General features: G+C 69.4%; 17 protein-coding genes. 12 read left to right on the top strand and 5 right to left on the bottom strand.

Features of this window, described 5'->3' with window-relative positions:
* Positions 1-179 precede the first annotated feature (179 nt).
* From HED23_RS16460 to HED23_RS16450, 3 genes are all read left to right on the top strand, one after another.
* Positions 180-509 (top strand): PadR family transcriptional regulator, encoded by a 330-nt coding sequence (locus tag HED23_RS16460; protein ID WP_203184151.1) that lies wholly within the window; start codon positions 180-182, stop codon positions 507-509.
* Positions 510-511: 2 nt separating this feature from the next.
* Positions 512-901, top strand: a complete 390-nt coding sequence (locus tag HED23_RS16455) for a DUF1048 domain-containing protein (protein WP_203184150.1) — start codon at positions 512-514, stop codon at positions 899-901.
* A 131-nt stretch (positions 902-1,032) separates the two neighbouring features.
* Entirely contained in the window at positions 1,033-2,268 is a 1,236-nt protein-coding gene (locus HED23_RS16450) for a serine hydrolase domain-containing protein (protein ID WP_203184149.1), read from the top strand.
* A gap of 151 nt (positions 2,269-2,419) precedes the next feature.
* Here the strand turns inward: HED23_RS16450 and HED23_RS16445 are convergent, their stop codons facing one another.
* Complete coding sequence (locus tag HED23_RS16445; RefSeq protein WP_420803082.1) at positions 2,420-2,995, bottom strand: helix-turn-helix domain-containing protein; 576 nt, start codon at positions 2,993-2,995, stop codon at positions 2,420-2,422.
* Positions 2,996-3,175: 180 nt separating this feature from the next.
* On the opposite strand from HED23_RS16445, the gene HED23_RS16440 reads away from it, so the two are divergent.
* The 3 genes from HED23_RS16440 (at position 3,176) to HED23_RS16430 (ending at position 6,282) form a co-directional block, all read left to right on the top strand.
* Positions 3,176-4,162: an alpha/beta hydrolase gene (locus HED23_RS16440; RefSeq protein WP_203184147.1), complete on the top strand. Its 987-nt coding sequence runs from the start codon at positions 3,176-3,178 to the stop codon at positions 4,160-4,162.
* A 224-nt stretch (positions 4,163-4,386) separates the two neighbouring features.
* Positions 4,387-4,944: a GNAT family N-acetyltransferase gene (locus tag HED23_RS16435; RefSeq protein WP_203184146.1), complete on the top strand. Its 558-nt coding sequence runs from the start codon at positions 4,387-4,389 to the stop codon at positions 4,942-4,944.
* 504 nt (positions 4,945-5,448) lie between these two features.
* Positions 5,449-6,282 carry a PIG-L family deacetylase gene (locus HED23_RS16430; RefSeq protein WP_203184145.1) on the top strand — a complete coding sequence of 278 codons (834 nt, stop codon included), beginning with the start codon at positions 5,449-5,451 and terminating at the stop codon, positions 6,280-6,282.
* 394 nt (positions 6,283-6,676) lie between these two features.
* Here HED23_RS16430 and HED23_RS16425 read toward each other — a convergent pair whose 3' ends face one another.
* Positions 6,677-7,327: a TetR/AcrR family transcriptional regulator gene (locus tag HED23_RS16425; protein ID WP_238441990.1), complete on the bottom strand. Its 651-nt coding sequence runs from the start codon at positions 7,325-7,327 to the stop codon at positions 6,677-6,679.
* Positions 7,328-7,443: 116 nt separating this feature from the next.
* Here HED23_RS16425 and HED23_RS16420 point away from each other — a divergent pair, with 116 nt between their 5' ends.
* The 6 genes from HED23_RS16420 to HED23_RS16395 all read left to right on the top strand — a co-directional run bounded on the left by HED23_RS16420 (position 7,444) and on the right by HED23_RS16395 (position 13,738).
* Complete coding sequence (locus HED23_RS16420; protein ID WP_203184143.1) at positions 7,444-8,142, top strand: hypothetical protein; 699 nt, start codon at positions 7,444-7,446, stop codon at positions 8,140-8,142.
* Positions 8,143-8,722: 580 nt separating this feature from the next.
* Entirely contained in the window at positions 8,723-9,814 is a 1,092-nt protein-coding gene (locus tag HED23_RS16415; RefSeq protein WP_203184142.1) for a fatty acid desaturase family protein, read from the top strand.
* The gene (locus tag HED23_RS16410; RefSeq protein WP_203184141.1) at positions 9,801-11,135 is read left to right on the top strand and encodes an O-acetylhomoserine aminocarboxypropyltransferase/cysteine synthase family protein; all 1,335 of its coding nucleotides are present in this window, start codon (positions 9,801-9,803) and stop codon (positions 11,133-11,135) included. Before HED23_RS16415 ends, HED23_RS16410 begins: the two co-directional genes overlap by 14 nt.
* On the top strand, positions 11,132-11,884 hold the full coding sequence (locus HED23_RS16405; protein ID WP_203184140.1) for a gamma-glutamyl-gamma-aminobutyrate hydrolase family protein: 753 nt from the start codon (positions 11,132-11,134) through the stop codon (positions 11,882-11,884). The genes HED23_RS16410 and HED23_RS16405 overlap by 4 nt, the downstream gene beginning before the upstream one ends.
* Positions 11,881-13,056 (top strand): homoserine O-acetyltransferase MetX, encoded by a 1,176-nt coding sequence (gene metX, locus HED23_RS16400; protein ID WP_203184139.1) that lies wholly within the window; start codon positions 11,881-11,883, stop codon positions 13,054-13,056. Before HED23_RS16405 ends, metX begins: the two co-directional genes overlap by 4 nt.
* Entirely contained in the window at positions 13,040-13,738 is a 699-nt protein-coding gene (locus HED23_RS16395; protein WP_203184138.1) for a YczE/YyaS/YitT family protein, read from the top strand. Before metX ends, HED23_RS16395 begins: the two co-directional genes overlap by 17 nt.
* Positions 13,739-13,965: 227 nt before the next feature.
* Here HED23_RS16395 and sbnB read toward each other — a convergent pair whose 3' ends face one another.
* From sbnB to HED23_RS16380, 3 genes are read right to left on the bottom strand one after another with little or no spacing between them, the layout of a single operon-like run.
* A complete protein-coding gene (sbnB, locus tag HED23_RS16390; RefSeq protein WP_203184137.1) occupies positions 13,966-14,991 on the bottom strand; it encodes a 2,3-diaminopropionate biosynthesis protein SbnB in 1,026 nt (341 codons plus the stop codon).
* A 53-nt stretch (positions 14,992-15,044) separates the two neighbouring features.
* On the bottom strand, positions 15,045-15,818 hold the full coding sequence (locus HED23_RS16385) for an AzlC family ABC transporter permease (protein ID WP_203184136.1): 774 nt from the start codon (positions 15,816-15,818) through the stop codon (positions 15,045-15,047).
* Positions 15,819-15,829: 11 nt separating this feature from the next.
* Positions 15,830-16,147: an AzlD domain-containing protein gene (locus HED23_RS16380; protein ID WP_203184135.1), complete on the bottom strand. Its 318-nt coding sequence runs from the start codon at positions 16,145-16,147 to the stop codon at positions 15,830-15,832.
* Between the last annotated feature and the right edge of the window lie 4 nt (positions 16,148-16,151).

Raw genomic sequence — 16,151 nt, 5'->3', positions numbered from 1 at the left:
GGGATGGCGCGGGTCGCGGTGTCCGTCATGGGATCCGCTCGCCTGGGGGTCTCCGGTATCAGCGGGGGTCGCAGGTGCTGAACCGATCGCTGACTATTCGGTTTTGCTAAGTACCGGTAGTCAGCGTTACGGTGTACCAGTACTCAACGCCGCTTACTAGCGAAGGGGGGAGGTGCTTCATGGCCAAGCTCGAGACGGAGATGCTCAAGGGCACCCTGGAGGGCATCATCCTGGCGTCCCTGGCCGGCCGGCCCGCCTACGGCTACGAGATCACGGCACGGCTGCGGGAGCAGGGTTTCTCCGACATCGCCGAAGGGACCGTCTACGCGCTTCTCCTCAGGATGGAGAAGCGCGGTCTGGTCGACGTGGAGAAGGTCCCCTCCGAGAAGGGGCCGCCGCGCAAGGTGCACTCCCTGAACGCTCAGGGACACGAGTACCTCGAAGAGTTCTGGAGGACCTGGAGCTTCCTCACGGAACGACTGGAACAGCTCCGCGAAGGGGGCAAGTAACCATGTCCGATGCCGAGAAGACCGGCCTCATGGCGAAGATGATCGGGCCCAAGAAGCGCTGGAGGGCGTACAAGGGGCGCGTGAAGGAGCTTCCTGAGAGCTACCGCACCGCTGCCGAGGCGATCGAGCGGTATCTGATGCACTTCGTGCCGACCGACGGCGACAGCAACGCGGCCATGTTCGAGGACCTCGCCGACCTCTTCGAGCAGGCCGCGGCGGACGGAACGCCGATCCGCGATGTCGTCGGGGAAGACCCGGTGGAGTTCGTCGACGCGTTCGCCAGGAACTACTCGGAGGGTGGCTACGTCCCCGCCCGCGCCCGGAAGCAGCTGACCGACGACATCGGGCGCGCAGCCGGCAACGAGGCCGGACCGGAAGACACGACGGTCTGATCTTGCTGGACCGAGCACCACGATCATCGCCCGTCCGTACCACGCGGCAGCGGGGCCACTCCGGCCGGCCGCCTCTCGCCGCATGCCCGCGGCACCGTCGAGAACGACCAATGCGTGCAAGGAGACCCATCATGGGAAACGGCGACAACGGCTTGTCCGAAGCAGGGCTGCGCAGACTGCGCGAGGTGCTGGAAACGCATGTGGAGTCCAAGAGGATCCCCGGACTCGTCGCCCTGGTCGGCAGGGGCGAGGAGACCCATGTCGAAGCGATCGGGACGATGCGCCACGACGGCGGAGCGCCGATGCGCCGGGACACCATCTTCCGGATGGCTTCGACGACCAAGCCGGTCGCGGTCGCCGCGACCATGGTCCTGCTGGACGAGTGCCGGGTGCGGCTTGACGACCCGATAGATCAGTGGCTGCCGGAACTGGCCGGCCGGCAGGTGCTCAAGCGGCCCGACGGCCCGCTGGACGACACCGTCCCGGCGCGGCGCCCGATCACCGTACGGGACCTGCTCACCTCCACCTGTGGGCTCGGACTGAACACGACGGCGATGAACTCCCCGATAATGGGTGCGTACTTCGAGCAGAAGGTCTATGGCGAGAACGGATGGCTGCTGCCGCAGGTGGAGCCGGACGAGTGGATGCGGCGCCTGGGCACGCTTCCGCTGATGTACCAGCCCGGCGAGCGGTGGCTGTACAACGTCAGCGACGACCTGCTCGGGGTGCTGGTGGCCAGGGCCACCGGCCGGCCCTTCGAGGCGTTCCTGCGGGAGCGCATCTTCGAACCGCTGGGCATGAAGGACACCGGCTTCCACGTGCCCGCCGACAAGATCCACCGGCTGCCGCCCCTGTACGCCCCCGATCCGCAGACCGGTGAATTCAGCGTGGAGGACCAGGCGGAAGGGGGACACCACAGCAAGCCTCCGGCCTTCCCCTCCAGCGGCGGCGGACTCGACTCCACCGCCGACGACTACCACGCCTACTTCCGGATGCTGCTCAACCACGGGAAGCACGGCACCCAGCGCATCCTGTCCCGGCCGGCAGTCGAGCTGATGACCACCAACCGCCTCACCCCCGAACAGCAGGCCGCACGGGAAGCCTGGGCCCGCAACATCGTCCACCTGTCACACGGCCAGGGACAGCACGGCGGCTGGGGCTTCGGAATGGCCGTACGCACCTACCGGGGTGATTACGCGCCCATCGGCCAGTTCGGCTGGGACGGCGGAGCCGGCACCACCGCCTACGCCGACCCGGAGAACGGGCTCGTCGGCATCCTGCTCACCCAGACCGGAATGTCCACACCGGACTCGGCACGGGCCATCCACGACTTCTGGACCACCCTCTACCAGGCGATCGACGACTGATCTGCCTGTCCCGAGTGCGAGTGGTCGAGGCACGGGAAATGCCGGTGAGGTCGATCTCGGCCGGCCGGATGAGAGCCCCGCCGGGGCTCAAGGAGAAGAGGCCTGACATCCCGGGCGTATCCAGGATGTCAGACCGTTCGTTCGCTGCGTGTCACCGGGCCGGGGGGCCAGGGGTGGGCGGGGTACGCGGCCGCAGGCGCTCCCCCTGGGGCCCGAACATGATCAGGTATTCGACCGGCCCGTCGGATCCGGCGTTCGTGACCCCGTGTGGCGTGCGGGTGTCGAACTCGGCCACGTCCCCGGCGGCCAGGGCGAGGTCCTGGTCACCGAGGGCGAGCCACAGTCGCCCGTACAGGACGCACAGCCATTCGTAGCCGTCGTGGGAGACCTGGCGCGGCCGTGCGGACGGCTCTTCGGCGGCGGGCAGGACGTGCTTGTGCGCGTGCAGGCCACCGACGTACCGGGTCAGCGGCAGCACCACCTTGTCGTCGCCGAAACGACGGAGCACGGAGGTGCGGGGCCCGGCCGCAGGAGCAGGTGCGGTGCCCGCCAGCTCGTCCAGGGATACGCCGTACTCCTTCGCCAGCTGCAACACCACCTCCAGGGTGGGCTTGCGGCGGCCGGTCTCGATCCGTGACAGCGTGCTCGACGAGATGCCGGTCGCACAGCTGACGCCGGTGAGCGTTGCGCCGCGGTGTTCGCGTGCGGCCCGCAGCCGGGGGCCCATCGCCGCAAGCGTTTCGGTCACGTCCTCGCCCGTCAACCTCTCCGCCCCTTCCGAACTTGTGCCGCTCCGTCGCCCTGTCCTGCAAGTTTGCCAGAATGGCAAGGCTGATCGCGTCGAACGGGCGTCGCGCCGCATGATCGATGGGTATCCGCGTCCGCCCGCGAACCGAGGAGAAGCCCCATGCAGTCCGAGCCGTCCGCCGAACTCCAGCACCGCACTGTCGAGGCCCCCGCCGGCCGCCTGCACCTGGTCGAGCAGGGCGCCGGCCCGCTGGTACTGCTCGTGCACGGCTTCCCCGAGTCCTGGTACTCCTGGCGCCGCCAGCTCCCGGCCCTCGCCGCGGCGGGCTACCGGGCGGTGGCGATCGACGTACGCGGCTACGGCCGTTCCTCCGAGCCCGCGGCGACCGATGCCTACCGGATGCTCGATCTGGTGGAGGACAACGTCGCCGTCGTGCGTGCCCTCGGAGAGGAGGAAGCGGTGGTCGTCGGCCACGACTGGGGCTCCGGCATCGCCGCCGCCTCCGCTCTGCTGCACCCCGAGGTCTTCAGCGCCGTCGCCATGCTGAGCGTCCCGTACGCGCCGCCCGGCGGGCCCCGCCCCACCGACGTCTTCGGCCGGATCGGCGGCCCCGATGAGGAGTTCTACGTCTCCTACTTCCAGGAACCCGGCCGTGCCGAGGCGGAGATCGAGCCCGACGTCCGGGGCTGGCTCGCCGGCTTCTACGCCGCCTTGTCCGCCGACACCATGCCTGCCCAGGGTGAACCCGATCCGCATTTCATCGCCCGCGGCGGCCGGCTGCGCGAACGCTTTCCCGCCGGCACCCTCCCGGCCTGGCTGACCGAGGACGACCTGGACGTCTACGCAGCGGAGTTCGAGCGCACCGGCATGACCGGTGCACTCAACCGCTACCGCAACATGGACCGTGACTGGGAGGACCTCGCCCCGCACCGAGGCGCCCCGATCAAGCAGCCGGCCCTGTTCATCGGCGGCGCGCTGGACGCCTCCACCACCTGGATGTCCGACGCCATCGACGCCTTCCCCGTCACCCTGCCCGCCTTGACCGCCTCCCACCTCCTGGACGGCTGCGGCCACTGGATCCAGCAGGAACGCCCCGAGGAGATCAACCGCCTGCTGACCGGCTGGCTCGCCACCCTCACGGGCTGAACCGCCGGGCGCGGGCCGGGGCTCCGGTTTCCGGCCCGCCTGCCCGGGCACAGCGGCCACGGTGGGTCACTGCGTGACTCTCGTTCCCCACGCGTGCTGTTGCGTCTCCTCTCCGCGGCTGCCGGGTAGGCTGCGGGAGCCTCAGCGAGTCGTGGTCCGGTGGCGAGGGTGCACGGCCCATGGATGTGCCGAGCGCATCAGTGAGGCCGTTCGAGGGGCATCAGATGACGAAGCAGGGGACCATCGCGACAGAGCGGATGGACGGACCGGCCGCAGCGCAGGCCGAGGACGCGTTCAGGCTTATCTGTGCCGAGGCGTTCGCAGAGCCTTCCTGCAACGAGACCGAGGACGACGTCGCCGCCGCCTTCTGCCGTTTTCCTTTCCAGTTCCGCAAGCGCAGCTTCCGTGCCGCCTCGGCCCGTTGCGACGACGGCGAACCGGTCGGCATGGCGTACGGCTGGTCGCTCGCCCCCGACAAGGCCTGGTGGGACGAACTGACCGAGCCGGTGCCCGATGACATGCGACGGGAGGACGGACACCGCACCTTCGGGCTGATGGAACTCGCGGTGCGCGGACCGTGGCGCGGGCAGGGCATCGCGCGGCGTCTGCACGAGACGCTGCTCGACGGCATCGAGGCCGAGCGGGTGCTGCTGAACGTCCACCCGGATGTCAGGGCGGCCTCGGCTGCCTACCGTGCTTGGGGATACAGCAAGATCGGCGAGGCGCGGCCGTGGGGGACCGGCGCCGACCGCCATGACGTGACGCTGCTCGACCTGGGCTGAGAGCAGCCGGTGAACGGAGCGCGCCGCGAAGACACCGTGTCCGCAGCGAGAGGGGAGTGCGCCGGGGCGGATGCCCGCTGACACCTGCACCACGACCGAGAGAGCTCTCTGAACGTGGACGTCTCCGCTGGTAGGTTCTGGCCAGGCCACGATCCGGCGAAGGTGCTGCCCCCCGCATCAGGGGCGAACCGGTCGCTGCCCGCGGAGACAGTTGCCGGGGGCAGGCGCCGACCTCGCAGCGCAGGAAGCAGGTCCGAGGAGGCCGACGTCGTGCCGAGAGATGCAGATCGCTGTACTTGGGTCACGTCGGAACTCCGACGCCTCGGGGACCAGATGGCCGAGCCGGGAACAGCCGGCCGGGCCGGCGCGGTTGCATCGACCGGGGGACCGGTGCCGCACGGTGGAGACCACAGGGCCGGCCGCCCCACCAGGGTCCGGCTCCAAGATCGCGGCGCGCCCGCCGCGCGCCCGGACCAAGACGTACGTATGCAGGAGGACCGTTTCATGACCGACCGGCCGTTGACGCTCATGGCTGTGCACGCCCACCCCGACGACGAGGCCACCGGAACCGGAGGGGTCCTCGCGCGATACGCGGCGGAAGGCATCCGTACGGTTCTCGTGACGTGTACCGACGGCGGTTGCGGTGACGGAACGGGGGGCGTCAAGCCGGGCGATCCCGGGCATGATCCGGCGGCCGTCGCCTCGATACGCCACAAAGAACTCAAGGCGAGCTGTGACGTCCTGAAGATCAGCGATCTGGAGATGCTGGACTACGCCGACTCCGGGATGACGGGCTGGCCGAGCAACGACGCCCCGGGATCCTTCTGGCAGACCCCCGTCGAGGAGGGTGCCGTCCGACTTGCGGAACTCATGCGGCACTACCGGCCCGATGTGGTCGTCACCTACGACGAGAACGGCTTCTACGGCCACCCCGACCACATTCAGGCCAACCGCATCACGATGGCGGCGCTGGAGATGACCGGGCTCACACCGAAGGTGTACTGGACGACGATGCCCCGATCGGCGATGGAGAAGTTCGGGGAGACCATGCGCGAGTTCAATGAGGACATGCCGGAGCCGGATCCCGTCGAGGCCGCCGCGATGGCCGAGATCGGCCTCCCCGACGACGAGATCACCACGTGGGTGGACACCACCGCGTTCAGCGGCCAGAAGTTCGACGCGCTGGCTGCGCACGCCAGTCAGGGCGAGAACATCTTCTTCCTCAAGATGGGCAAGGAGAGGTTCGGCGAGCTGATGGGCATGGAGACCTTCGTACGCGTCAAGGACGCCACCGGCGCGGCCGTACCTGAGAACGATCTCTTCGCCGGACTGCGCTGATCCCCTCACCCGACCGCGGCGGGGAGCTCATCAGCCGCACGGCGGGAGAGAGCGGGCCACGTGCCCGGCGGCCGGCCTCGCCGTTTCGGCCGGGCCGAGGCGGCTGCGTTGATCACCGGCCGGTCACGACGGGGGACCGCACGGGGTGCTGCATCGTTGGCCGCCACCGCGACCTGCCAGTTCTGCTGCTGGACATCAGCGGTACTGCCCTGGCAGGTGCCGGTCCCCGGTGCGGGCGAGGCATCGGAGCGCCGGTCCTCACCGGCCTCCGGTGTGCCGGATTCCGGAGCCCAAGGAGGCTGTGGGGGAGACGGGATCAGCCGTTGGACCGAACGGTCAGGCGTCGCTCCGTACCGTGCACTGTGAAGACCGTCTGCCGGTGCGGGCAGGCGGCTCAGGTGCTTGTGGCGCGGTGGAGGTCGGGTGTGAGCAGGTAGGCGATCGCCATGTTGCCGAGTTCGTCCGCGTACTGGCGCACTGCCGTTTCTCCGGTGACGGGGTCGGGACGTACGGAGTTGTGGAAGCAGGCTCCGAGGATGGTGCGGGCTGCCGTGTCCAGAGCCCTCTGCGGGTCGGTGCGCCGGATCTGGTCGGCGTAGGGGGCCGCTGCTTCGAGCAGGAGGCGGTGAAGTTCGGTGATGGTGCGAGCCCCGCGGTCCAGAGGCGTGGTTCCCCGTGAGCGCAACAACTCGGGGAAGAGGCTGCTGCTGTCGGCGAAGGACCGCAGCAAGGAGTGCGCATAGGCGTCCATGACGCCGGAGAGGGACGGCTCAGCCGCACGCAGTTGCTCGGAGACGTACTCCTCGCGCCGTTCCAGCATTCTCTCCGTCAGGGCGGCGACCAGCTGCCCCTTGTCCACGAAGCGGCGGTAGATCGTGCCGACCGAGACTCCGGCACGCTCTGCGACGCCGGACATCGTCATCTCCTCCAGGCCCGCCGAGGCAGCGATCTCCTCGGCCGCCCGCAGTACGCGAGCCAGGGTCGCGGCGCTGCGCGCCTGCCGGGGCTCCCTGTACCGCAGTGGGTGATCCGGCTCGTCAGTCATGCCCTGCATCGTAATGGAGGCGGTCTCACCAGCGACTTTTGACGAGTGCGGCACTTCTCTGGGTACGCTGCAAACGTGAATGCGAATTGGCATTCACATATTAGGGGAGGTTCCCCATGACCGACAGCCAGGCTCTCCCGCCCGTGGACGTGACGCTCGACTCGGGTCCCACGGGCGCCGGCAGCATCGACGACTTCGAGCTCTTCTACGCCCGCCGTGCCCTGGACCGCTTCCGGACGCGGTTGGGCCGCGAGGGCCTGCTCGAACTTCTGGCCGTGGACATCGAGAAGGGCAACGCCTTCCTGTGCCGGAGTGCGCTCGCCTCCGACGGCGGCTTCAGGGCCGGCACGACAGTCCTCACGACGCGCGGGCTCAGCTCGGGCGAGTTCCTGGCCTGGATGGAGAAGGCCTTCGCGGGTGACGAGGATGCGCTCCTGGCGGCTCACCCCGAGCACTATGTGATGGCCCCCGGGGCCGACGGAGCCTTCAACGTGGTGGAGAACATCGGCCCCCACGTCTGCGCCTTCTTCATGGGCGGCTGGGGGACGGACGCGATGGCCTGGGCCACGGACGCGGACGAACTCCTGCCGGAGTCCGAGTTTCCGCACAAGATGTCCTCGAACCTCTTCCTGGCCGACGGCACCGTTGTGGGGCGGGCTCTGACCCAGTTCGGTGACAACTCCGACGGCTTCACCGCGAGCCTGACGGTCTACGTGCCCACCGCCGGCCCGCAGGATGTCCTGGAGCACCACCTCCGGCACTACGCCGTCGAGTGCAGGAACTGGATCACCGCTGCCGCGCGGTCCCGCGTCTGAGATGTCGGGTCGGCCGTCGGGCAGCTTCGGCCAGGGTGGGCCACGCCCCCACGCCCCCTGACGGCCGGCCCGCGTCGCCAGGACCGGTGCCGGGACCGGGTCGGGGCAGCCTCGGACGGCGACGGACCAGGACCTGCGGTCCGCAGTGCGGTCGCTGCGATCGTTTCCGGCCGAGGTGCGGTCCGGGTGGTTCGGCGTGGCCGGCTGATCGCTTCAGGACGGGATTCGCGGGCGGCGCGGGCACATGAGCTGCGGGTCGCTTCGGGCAGGCCCTGGTGGAGAACCGCGCGTCGCTCGTAGCGGTTGCGGAGCGGTTCGAACCGGTACGGCCGGACGGAGGCGCGCTCGACCACCGGCGCACCACCTCAGGTGCTCACCGTCCCGGCTCAGCAGGCGTTTTCGCGTCTCCACGCAGAAACCGGCCCCCCGTCGAGCGAAACGACGAGGCCAGGTCAGAGGCGCCGACGACTTCAGCGCTGTCTGAAAACTCTATTGCCCCGCACTCGCCCCTGTCACCAGACTCGCACTGCTGTACGGCAGCACCGCAGTTCCTGACGGACCAGGGAACGAGGAGTAGGCGTTGAGCACTGGCGACACATGGGCGTACGACGGCAGGCGCTACCGGATGTACCGATTCCCTTCCGATGTCCAGCAGGAGCTCAACGAACTGAACCGGGCCGACAACTGGCACGTCTTCGTGGCCTGGGCCGAGGACGTGTTCTGGATGGCACTATGTGTCCTGTCCTGCGTCTACGGCTCCTACTGGCTGTACCCGCTCGCCGTCCTCGTCGTGGGGGCCCGGCAGCGAGGGCTGTCCACACTGCTGCACGACTGCGCGCACGGTGTGGGCGTCGCCGACAAGCGGCTCCAGATGTTCGCCGGAACACTGCTGACCGCGTATCCGATCTTCCAGCAGCACTACGCCTACAAGGTCTCCCACGTATTCACCCACCACCCCAAGCTCGGCAGCCCGGACGGCGACCCCGATCTGCGGTTCTTCATCGAGCAGGGCGCGTACCGGCAGTCGGCGACGGCCCACTACGTGCGGCGGGTCGTCATCTTCCCACTGCTGGGCACCCAGACCTGGGCCTATCTGCGCTACCTCGTGCGCAACCGCTACCGCGTCCTCGCAGGAGTCGAGAAGCGAACCGAGGCCTCCTCGCCCGTGCAGCGGCGCAAGCGGGCGATGGACCGGGCCGGGTTCTGGCTGTTCTGGGCTCTCGTCGTCGGGCTCGCCTGGTACGGCGGGTGGCTGCTGGGGCTTCTGCTGTTCTGGGTGGTTCCCTACCTCACGAGCTTCCAGATCCTCGGCTGGTACATCGAACTCTCCGAGCACACACCCCTGGTGCGCGACTCGAACATCGACCTGTACATGACGCGTAACCGCAAGAGCCGCAGCTGGGAGAAGTTCCTGACCGGCATTCACAACGACAACTACCACCTGGAGCACCACCTCGACCCCAGGACCCCGTTCTGGAACCTGCACAAGACGCGCAAGATCCGGCTCAGGGACCCGAACTACGCCGCCGTCGACAAGGCGCTCGGCGGTCTGTTCCACCGCGGGCCCGAGGGACAGCCCAGCACCATGTCGGCGATCGTCCGCTCCATGACGCCCGACCGAGGAGCCACGCCCGAGGACCGGATCCAGGAGGGGCGCGATGTCGCAGCCTGACCACGAGGCTCTCGCAGCCAAGGAGTTCACCAGGCCCGAGTCGGCAGCCGTACACGGAGGCTCGCAGGCACGGCTTGGCATCACCCCGCCCATGGTGACCCCCATCTTCCAGACAGCCGCGTACGAGCTGCCCAGCACCGCCGTCGCCGCGGGCATCTTCGACCTGATCCAGGACGGGCACGCGTACACCCGGCTGAACAACCCGACCTGCGACGTGCTCGAAGAGCGCATGGCCGCGGTCGACGGCGCGGCCGCCGCACTCGCCGTCGCCTCCGGACAGGCCGCCGTCAGCCTCGCCCTGCTCAACATCTGCCAGGCCGGCGACAACATCGTCAGCTCCAACGAGCTCTACGGCGGCACCTGGAACCTGCTGGCGAACACCTTCGCCCGCTTCGGCATCGAGACACGGTTCGTCAGCCCCGAGGACCCCGCGAACTTCGCCGCCGCCACCGACGAGCGCACCCGCTGCTACTTCGGCGAGACCCTGCCCAACCCCCGCCTGCGGCTCTTCCCCATCGAGGAGGTCGCCCGCGCCGCCGAGACGCACGGCCTCCCGCTGGTACTCGACAACACGATGCTGCCTTACGTCCTGCGCCCCATCGAGCTGGGCGCGCACATCCTCGTGTACTCCGCGACCAAGTACATCGGCGGACACGGCTCCAGCCTCGGCGGGCTGATCGTCGACGGCGGGACCTTCGACTGGGAGCGGCACGCCGACCGGCACCCGCTGATGACCGCGCCCGACCCGGCGCACGGCGACGTCGTGTGGACGCGCACCGGCAAGGAGCTCAGCGGTGCGCTCGGCCGCAGCAGCTACCTGCTGAAGGCCCGCGAGACGCTGCTGCGCGACCTCGGGCCCTGCCTGAGTCCCTTCAACGCCTTCCTGCTGCTCCAGGGGCTGGAGACGCTTCCGCTGCGTATGCGGGTGCACGGAGAGAACTCCGCCGAGGTGGCAGCCTTCCTGCACGGCCATCCACTCGTCGACCGGGTCGTTCACCCCGCCCTCGCCGAAGGCCAGGAGGGCGAGCGTGTGCGCCGGTACCTCCGCGGCAACACGGGCCCGCTGGTGCAGTTCGAGGTCCAGGGCGGCCGGGAGGCCGGCAGCCGGTTCATCGAGGCGCTCCGGCTGATCTCGCACGTCACCAACATCGGAGACGTACGTTCCATGGCCACCCACCCCGCCTCCACCACCCACGCCCAGCTCCCCGAGGCGGAGCAGATCGCGGCCGGCGTCACGCAGGGTTCGATCCGGCTCGCGGTCGGCGTCGAGCACATCGACGACCTGCTCGCCGACCTCGACCAGGCGCTGAAGGCGATATGAGCGCAACGGACACGAGCGTGCCCTTGGTCGCGCTCGCCTGTGTCACCGAGGATGTCGGCGGCGTCCCGCACGCGGCGGTCCGCCAGGTCTACGTGTCGGCGCTGGAGGAGGTATCAGGCTGCGCGGTCGTCCTGGTGCAGGGGCCCGCCCCCTGGCTGCCGTCGGTGCTCGACCGCTTCGACGGGATCGTCCTCGGCGGGCACGAGTCCAACGTGGCGCCGGAGCGTTACGGCAGCCCGCCCGGGCCGGGACCGCGCGCACCGGAGCGGGACGAGCTGGCCCTGTCGCTGCTTCCCCTGGCGATCGGAGCCGGCCTGCCCGTCCTCGGCGTCTGCCGGGGGCTGCAGGAGCTGAACGTGGCGTACGGAGGGACTCTGCGGGACATCGGCCCGCTGCCGATCGGCGCGGGGCACCGCGAGGATCTGAGCCTGCCCCGCGACGAGCAGTACCTTGCCGCGCACGACATCGCGGTGACCCCGGGTGGTCTGCTGCGCGAGATCCTCGGGCAGGACACCGTACGGGTCAACTCATTGCACCAGCAGGCGATCGACCGTCTCGCCCCGGGGCTCAGGCTGGAGGCGGCGACCGCCGACGGCGTCGTCGAGGCGGTCTCGGTGGCTGACGCCCCCGCCCTCGCCCTCGCGGTGCAGTGGCATCCCGAGTGGTACGCCTCCTCCGACCCCGTCTCCAAGTCGCTGTTCACCGCGTTCGGCGCGGCCGCCGCCCGACGCGCCCGGGGGCGCAGGTGACGAAGGCTTCACGCCGGGCGGAGCGCCTGGTGCTGTTCGGTGCGGACAGGCCGCTGCGCCTGGAGTCCGGCCGGACCCTCACCGATGTTCCCGTGGTCTTCGAACGGTACGGCCCGCCCGACCCCACGGGCGCGGACACGGTCTTCGTCTGCCATGCCCTCACGGGCGACGCGCACGTGACCCGTCACCGGCCGGACGACGCTCCGGGCTGGTGGGAATCGATGGTGGGGCCGGGCCGGCCCATCGACACGGACCGGTTCCAGGTGATCTGCGCCAACGTGCTCGGCGGCTGCTCGGGCACCCTGGGACCGGCTCCGCTCGCCGACCGCACGACCTGGGTGCCGTTCCCGCAGATCACCGTCGCCGACATGGTCGCCGTCCACCGCGAGCTTCTGCGCCGGCTCGGCGTAGGACGGCTGCACGCGGTCGTCGGCGGCTCCCTGGGCGGCATGCAGGCGCTGGAGTGGCTGCTGCGCCATCCGCAGGACGCGCGGCGGTACGGACTGATCGCCACCTCCGCCCAGCTGTCCACCGACAACCTCGCGTTCAACGCCATCGGACGCGCCGCGATCCGCAGCGACCCACGGTTCCGTGGGGGTGCCTACCGGGCAGGCGAGGGGCCGGACGCGGGCCTGGGCATCGCCCGCATGGTAGGCCATCTCACCTACATGTCAGGTGAATCATTGCAGGCGAAGTTCGACCGCGACCTCGCTCCGGTGCCGCGCGGAGCCGGCACGGAGGCGGATGCCGCACGGGGGCCGTTCTCCGTGGAACGCTATCTGGAGCATCAGGCGGACAAGCTCGTCGCACGCTTCGACGCGAACAGCTACCTCTGCCTGACCAATGCCATGGACCTGTTCGACGCCTTCGCGACGCCGTACGAGAAGGTCGCCGGAGCTGAGCCGGACGTGCACCTCTTCAGCTTCGAGTCGGACCGGCTGTACGGCGTCGAGCACAGCCGCCACATCATGGAGCAGCTGGACAAGGTGGGCGTCAGCTGCGCGCACTTCCACGAGGAGATCGCGCGGGGAGGCCACGACGCCTTCCTGATGGACGTGGACGAGTATCTGGCCGCGGTGGCACGATGGCTGGCCGCACCCTCGCACCCCAATGTCCCCGCGCCCGGCTCACTCAGTGTTCAGCCCAGGAGCTCCCATGACGTCGATGCGTGACAGCGCTGCGGTAAGCGGCACGTCGGACCGGAAATCACGCGGAATCACAGCGATCATCCAGCGACCGCTGATTCCCGACCGGCACGGCCGCCGGCTGTCGCAGCTGGTCTTCGGGCTCGTCCTCTACGGCGTCAGCGACGCCATGGTGATCCAGTCCGGGCTCGGCGTCGAGCCCTGGGACGCGCTGAGCCAGGGCCTGTCCCGGACCGTCGGTCTGGGCATCGGCATGTGGACCAACATCATCGGCGCACTGGTGCTGCTGCTGTGGATCCCGCTGCGCAACAAACCCGGGCTGGGCACCGTACTCAATGTGCTGCTGGTCGGCACGGTCATGGACCTCTTCATGGCCTGGACGCCCGTGCCCGAGGCGATGTGGCTGCGCTGGACCGTGCTGATCGCCGGCGTCGTTCTCAACGGCGTCGCCACCGGAGCGTACATCGGCGCCGGCCTCGGGCCGGGGCCCCGCGACGGGCTGATGACCGGGTGGGCGGCCCGCGGCCACTCCATCCGGGCCGTCCGGTGGATCATCGAACTGACCGTGCTGGTCATCGGGTTCCTGCTCGGCGCGACGCTCGGTATCGGCACGCTCATCTACGCTGTCGCGATCGGGCCGCTGGCGCAGGTCTTCATCCCGATGTTCGACGTGAAGAGCCGGGCGCCGGACGAGGACGCGGCAACGTAGTCGCAACGGACGACTCGGTTCCCCGTACTCCGGGCAGGTGCCTCTGCCACTTCCAGGAGCCGGCCGTGTCTCAGCCCGCATCCACGGGTGGATGCGGGCTGCCGTCCGGCCCGTCTTCGTGCTCGCCCTGGCCTCCACGTCCTTGGGCCCTCGTCCGTCTCCGACGGTGACACCGGCCGCGCCACCCGTCATCGCAGCGGCCGGTGTCACCGCGTCACAGTCTCAGCTCAGGCGTAACGGTTCAGGTCGTGGAAGAAACCGGGGACGGGGGTCACCAGGCCACGGCGGGTCGCCTCGCTGTAGACGTGCGCACCCACGGCCAGGTCGAGCACGCCGAGTCCGAACGGCGAGAACACCACGGGGCGATCGCCGCGGATCTCGGTCTTGCCCTCCAGCACGTCGTAGAGCGTGCCGTCGATGAACGACCGGTCACCCGTGGCTTGTTCGGCGAGGTGGGGTGAGGTCTGCGCCTTCAGGCAGTGCTCGATGTCGTCCACGATGTTGGTGGCGGACAGGATGATCTCCGGCGAGAGGTCCCGCAGAGAGATGTGGAGCACTGTCGGATTGTGCGCGAACCAGTCCACGTCCTTGATGTGCGGCTCCGCCGCCGTGGTGGCGAAGACGACCAGTTCTGAGGCGCGGACTGCCGTCTCGGCGTCGTCAAGGACGTTCACGGTGCCACCGTGTCCCGTGCCCGAGACGTAGTCGGCGAAACCGCGGGCGTACTCCGGAGCGTGGTCGTAGACGGTGACTGTGTCGAAGTCCCAGCCGGTGCGGGACAGATACTGGTGGATGTAGCGGGCAATCAGGCCGGTGCCGACGAAGGTGACGCGGCGTGGGCGCTCCCGGCCGTCGTGCAGCCGGTCCGCGGCCAGCGCGGCGGACGCCGCGGTGCGCGTGGCGCTGATGATGGAACTCTCCAGGCACGCGAACGGGTAGCCGGTTTCGTGGTCGTTGAGGATCAGGACAGCCGAGGCTCGGGGCAGCCCGGAAGCGATGTTGGCCGGGAAGCTGGAGATCCACTTGATGCCGTCCACAGCGAACTCGGCTCCCAGGGAGGCGGGCAGCGCGATGATGCGGGAGTCCGGCCGGTCCGGGAAGCGAAGGAAGTAGCTGGGCGGATTGACCGTCTGCTGCCGGCCGTGGGCCGTGTAGGCCCGGGCGACGAGGTCGACGATGTCCTGCTCATGGCCGGCGAGGACGTCGTGCACGGTGGCTCCGCTGACGACGGAGAAGGGAGGGACGGTGGACAAGGTGGTAGCTCCTCGAAGAGAACGGAAACGAACGGGACGGTCGGGCCCGGTGCTCAGCCTTTGGCGGTCGGCTCCTGCTCGGGACTCCCGGGCGTGCAGTCGTCCGCCCGCGCACGGCCCTCCCACAGCGCCAGGGTCACGGTTGCCGCCAGCGTGGCGCAGAACAGGCCGCTCTGGTAGGGCAGCCGATGCAGGGCCAGGGCCAGTGCGCCGCCCACCAGGCCGGCTGCCACGGCGCGCTTGCTGGTGAAACAGGAGACGACCAGGCCGATGTACGTGGCGTAGATCGCGAAGTCGAGTCCCAGGCCGTCGATGCGTGTGACGTCCTTGCCGAACAGGAAGCCGACCAGTGTGCTGGAGAGCCAGCCGGCGTACATCAGGAGCGACGCGGCCAGGACGTACCAGTGCTGCTGGCCGCGCCGGCCGTCTGCGGCCTCGTACCGCTTGGCGGCCAGCACGTAGATCGCGTCGATCAGGCCGTAGGCCAGTACGACCCGCCACAGCGTCGGAAGGTGCCTGACCTTCGCGGACAGGGCTGCCGAGTAGAACACGTGCCGCATGTTCACGACCAGGCAGGTCGCGACGACGACGAACCAGACCGTGCCGGAGGCCATGAGACCCGTGGCGATCATCTGGGCGGAGCCGCCGTTGACGAGAGCGCTCAACAGCATGGTGTCGAGCAGGCTGAGGTCCGCCTGCTGTGCGACAGCGCCGAACAGCAGCCCGAAGGGAAGGGCACCGAGTGCGAGGGGGGTCGCGTCGCGGAGTCCGGTGCGGACCTCCCGCCCGCGGCTCACCGGCCGGGCGGGTGTGGAGGATGTGCTCATCACTGGCTCCGTCACAGCAGGAATTTGGTCAGGGCGAACGCCGCGACCGCGGAGGCGAAGACCAGGAAGAAGTTGTCCTTCTTGAACACGCCGACTCCGAATCCGGCCAGCGCGCCGACCAGATAGGGCGAGAGCCAGCCGGGACCGTCGTCCGGGGCCGGTGCGAGGACGACGGACGGCACGATGATCGCCATCAGGACGGCGGGCATCACATAGGGCAGGGCCCGCTCGATGCCGCCCGGCAGCCGCTCCGGCTTGAGCGGACCGAAGAAGCAGAACCGCAGGGCGAATGTCACGGCGCCCATGAGCACGATGGTCACGGTGGTCACGAGG

Origin of the sequence: Streptomyces pratensis (assembly GCF_016804005.1) — a bacterium.
In the GTDB taxonomy this organism is placed as follows: domain Bacteria; phylum Actinomycetota; class Actinomycetes; order Streptomycetales; family Streptomycetaceae; genus Streptomyces; species Streptomyces pratensis_A.
Note: the sequence above shows the minus strand (reverse complement) of the source record. Positions and strands in the feature narration are given on the sequence as shown.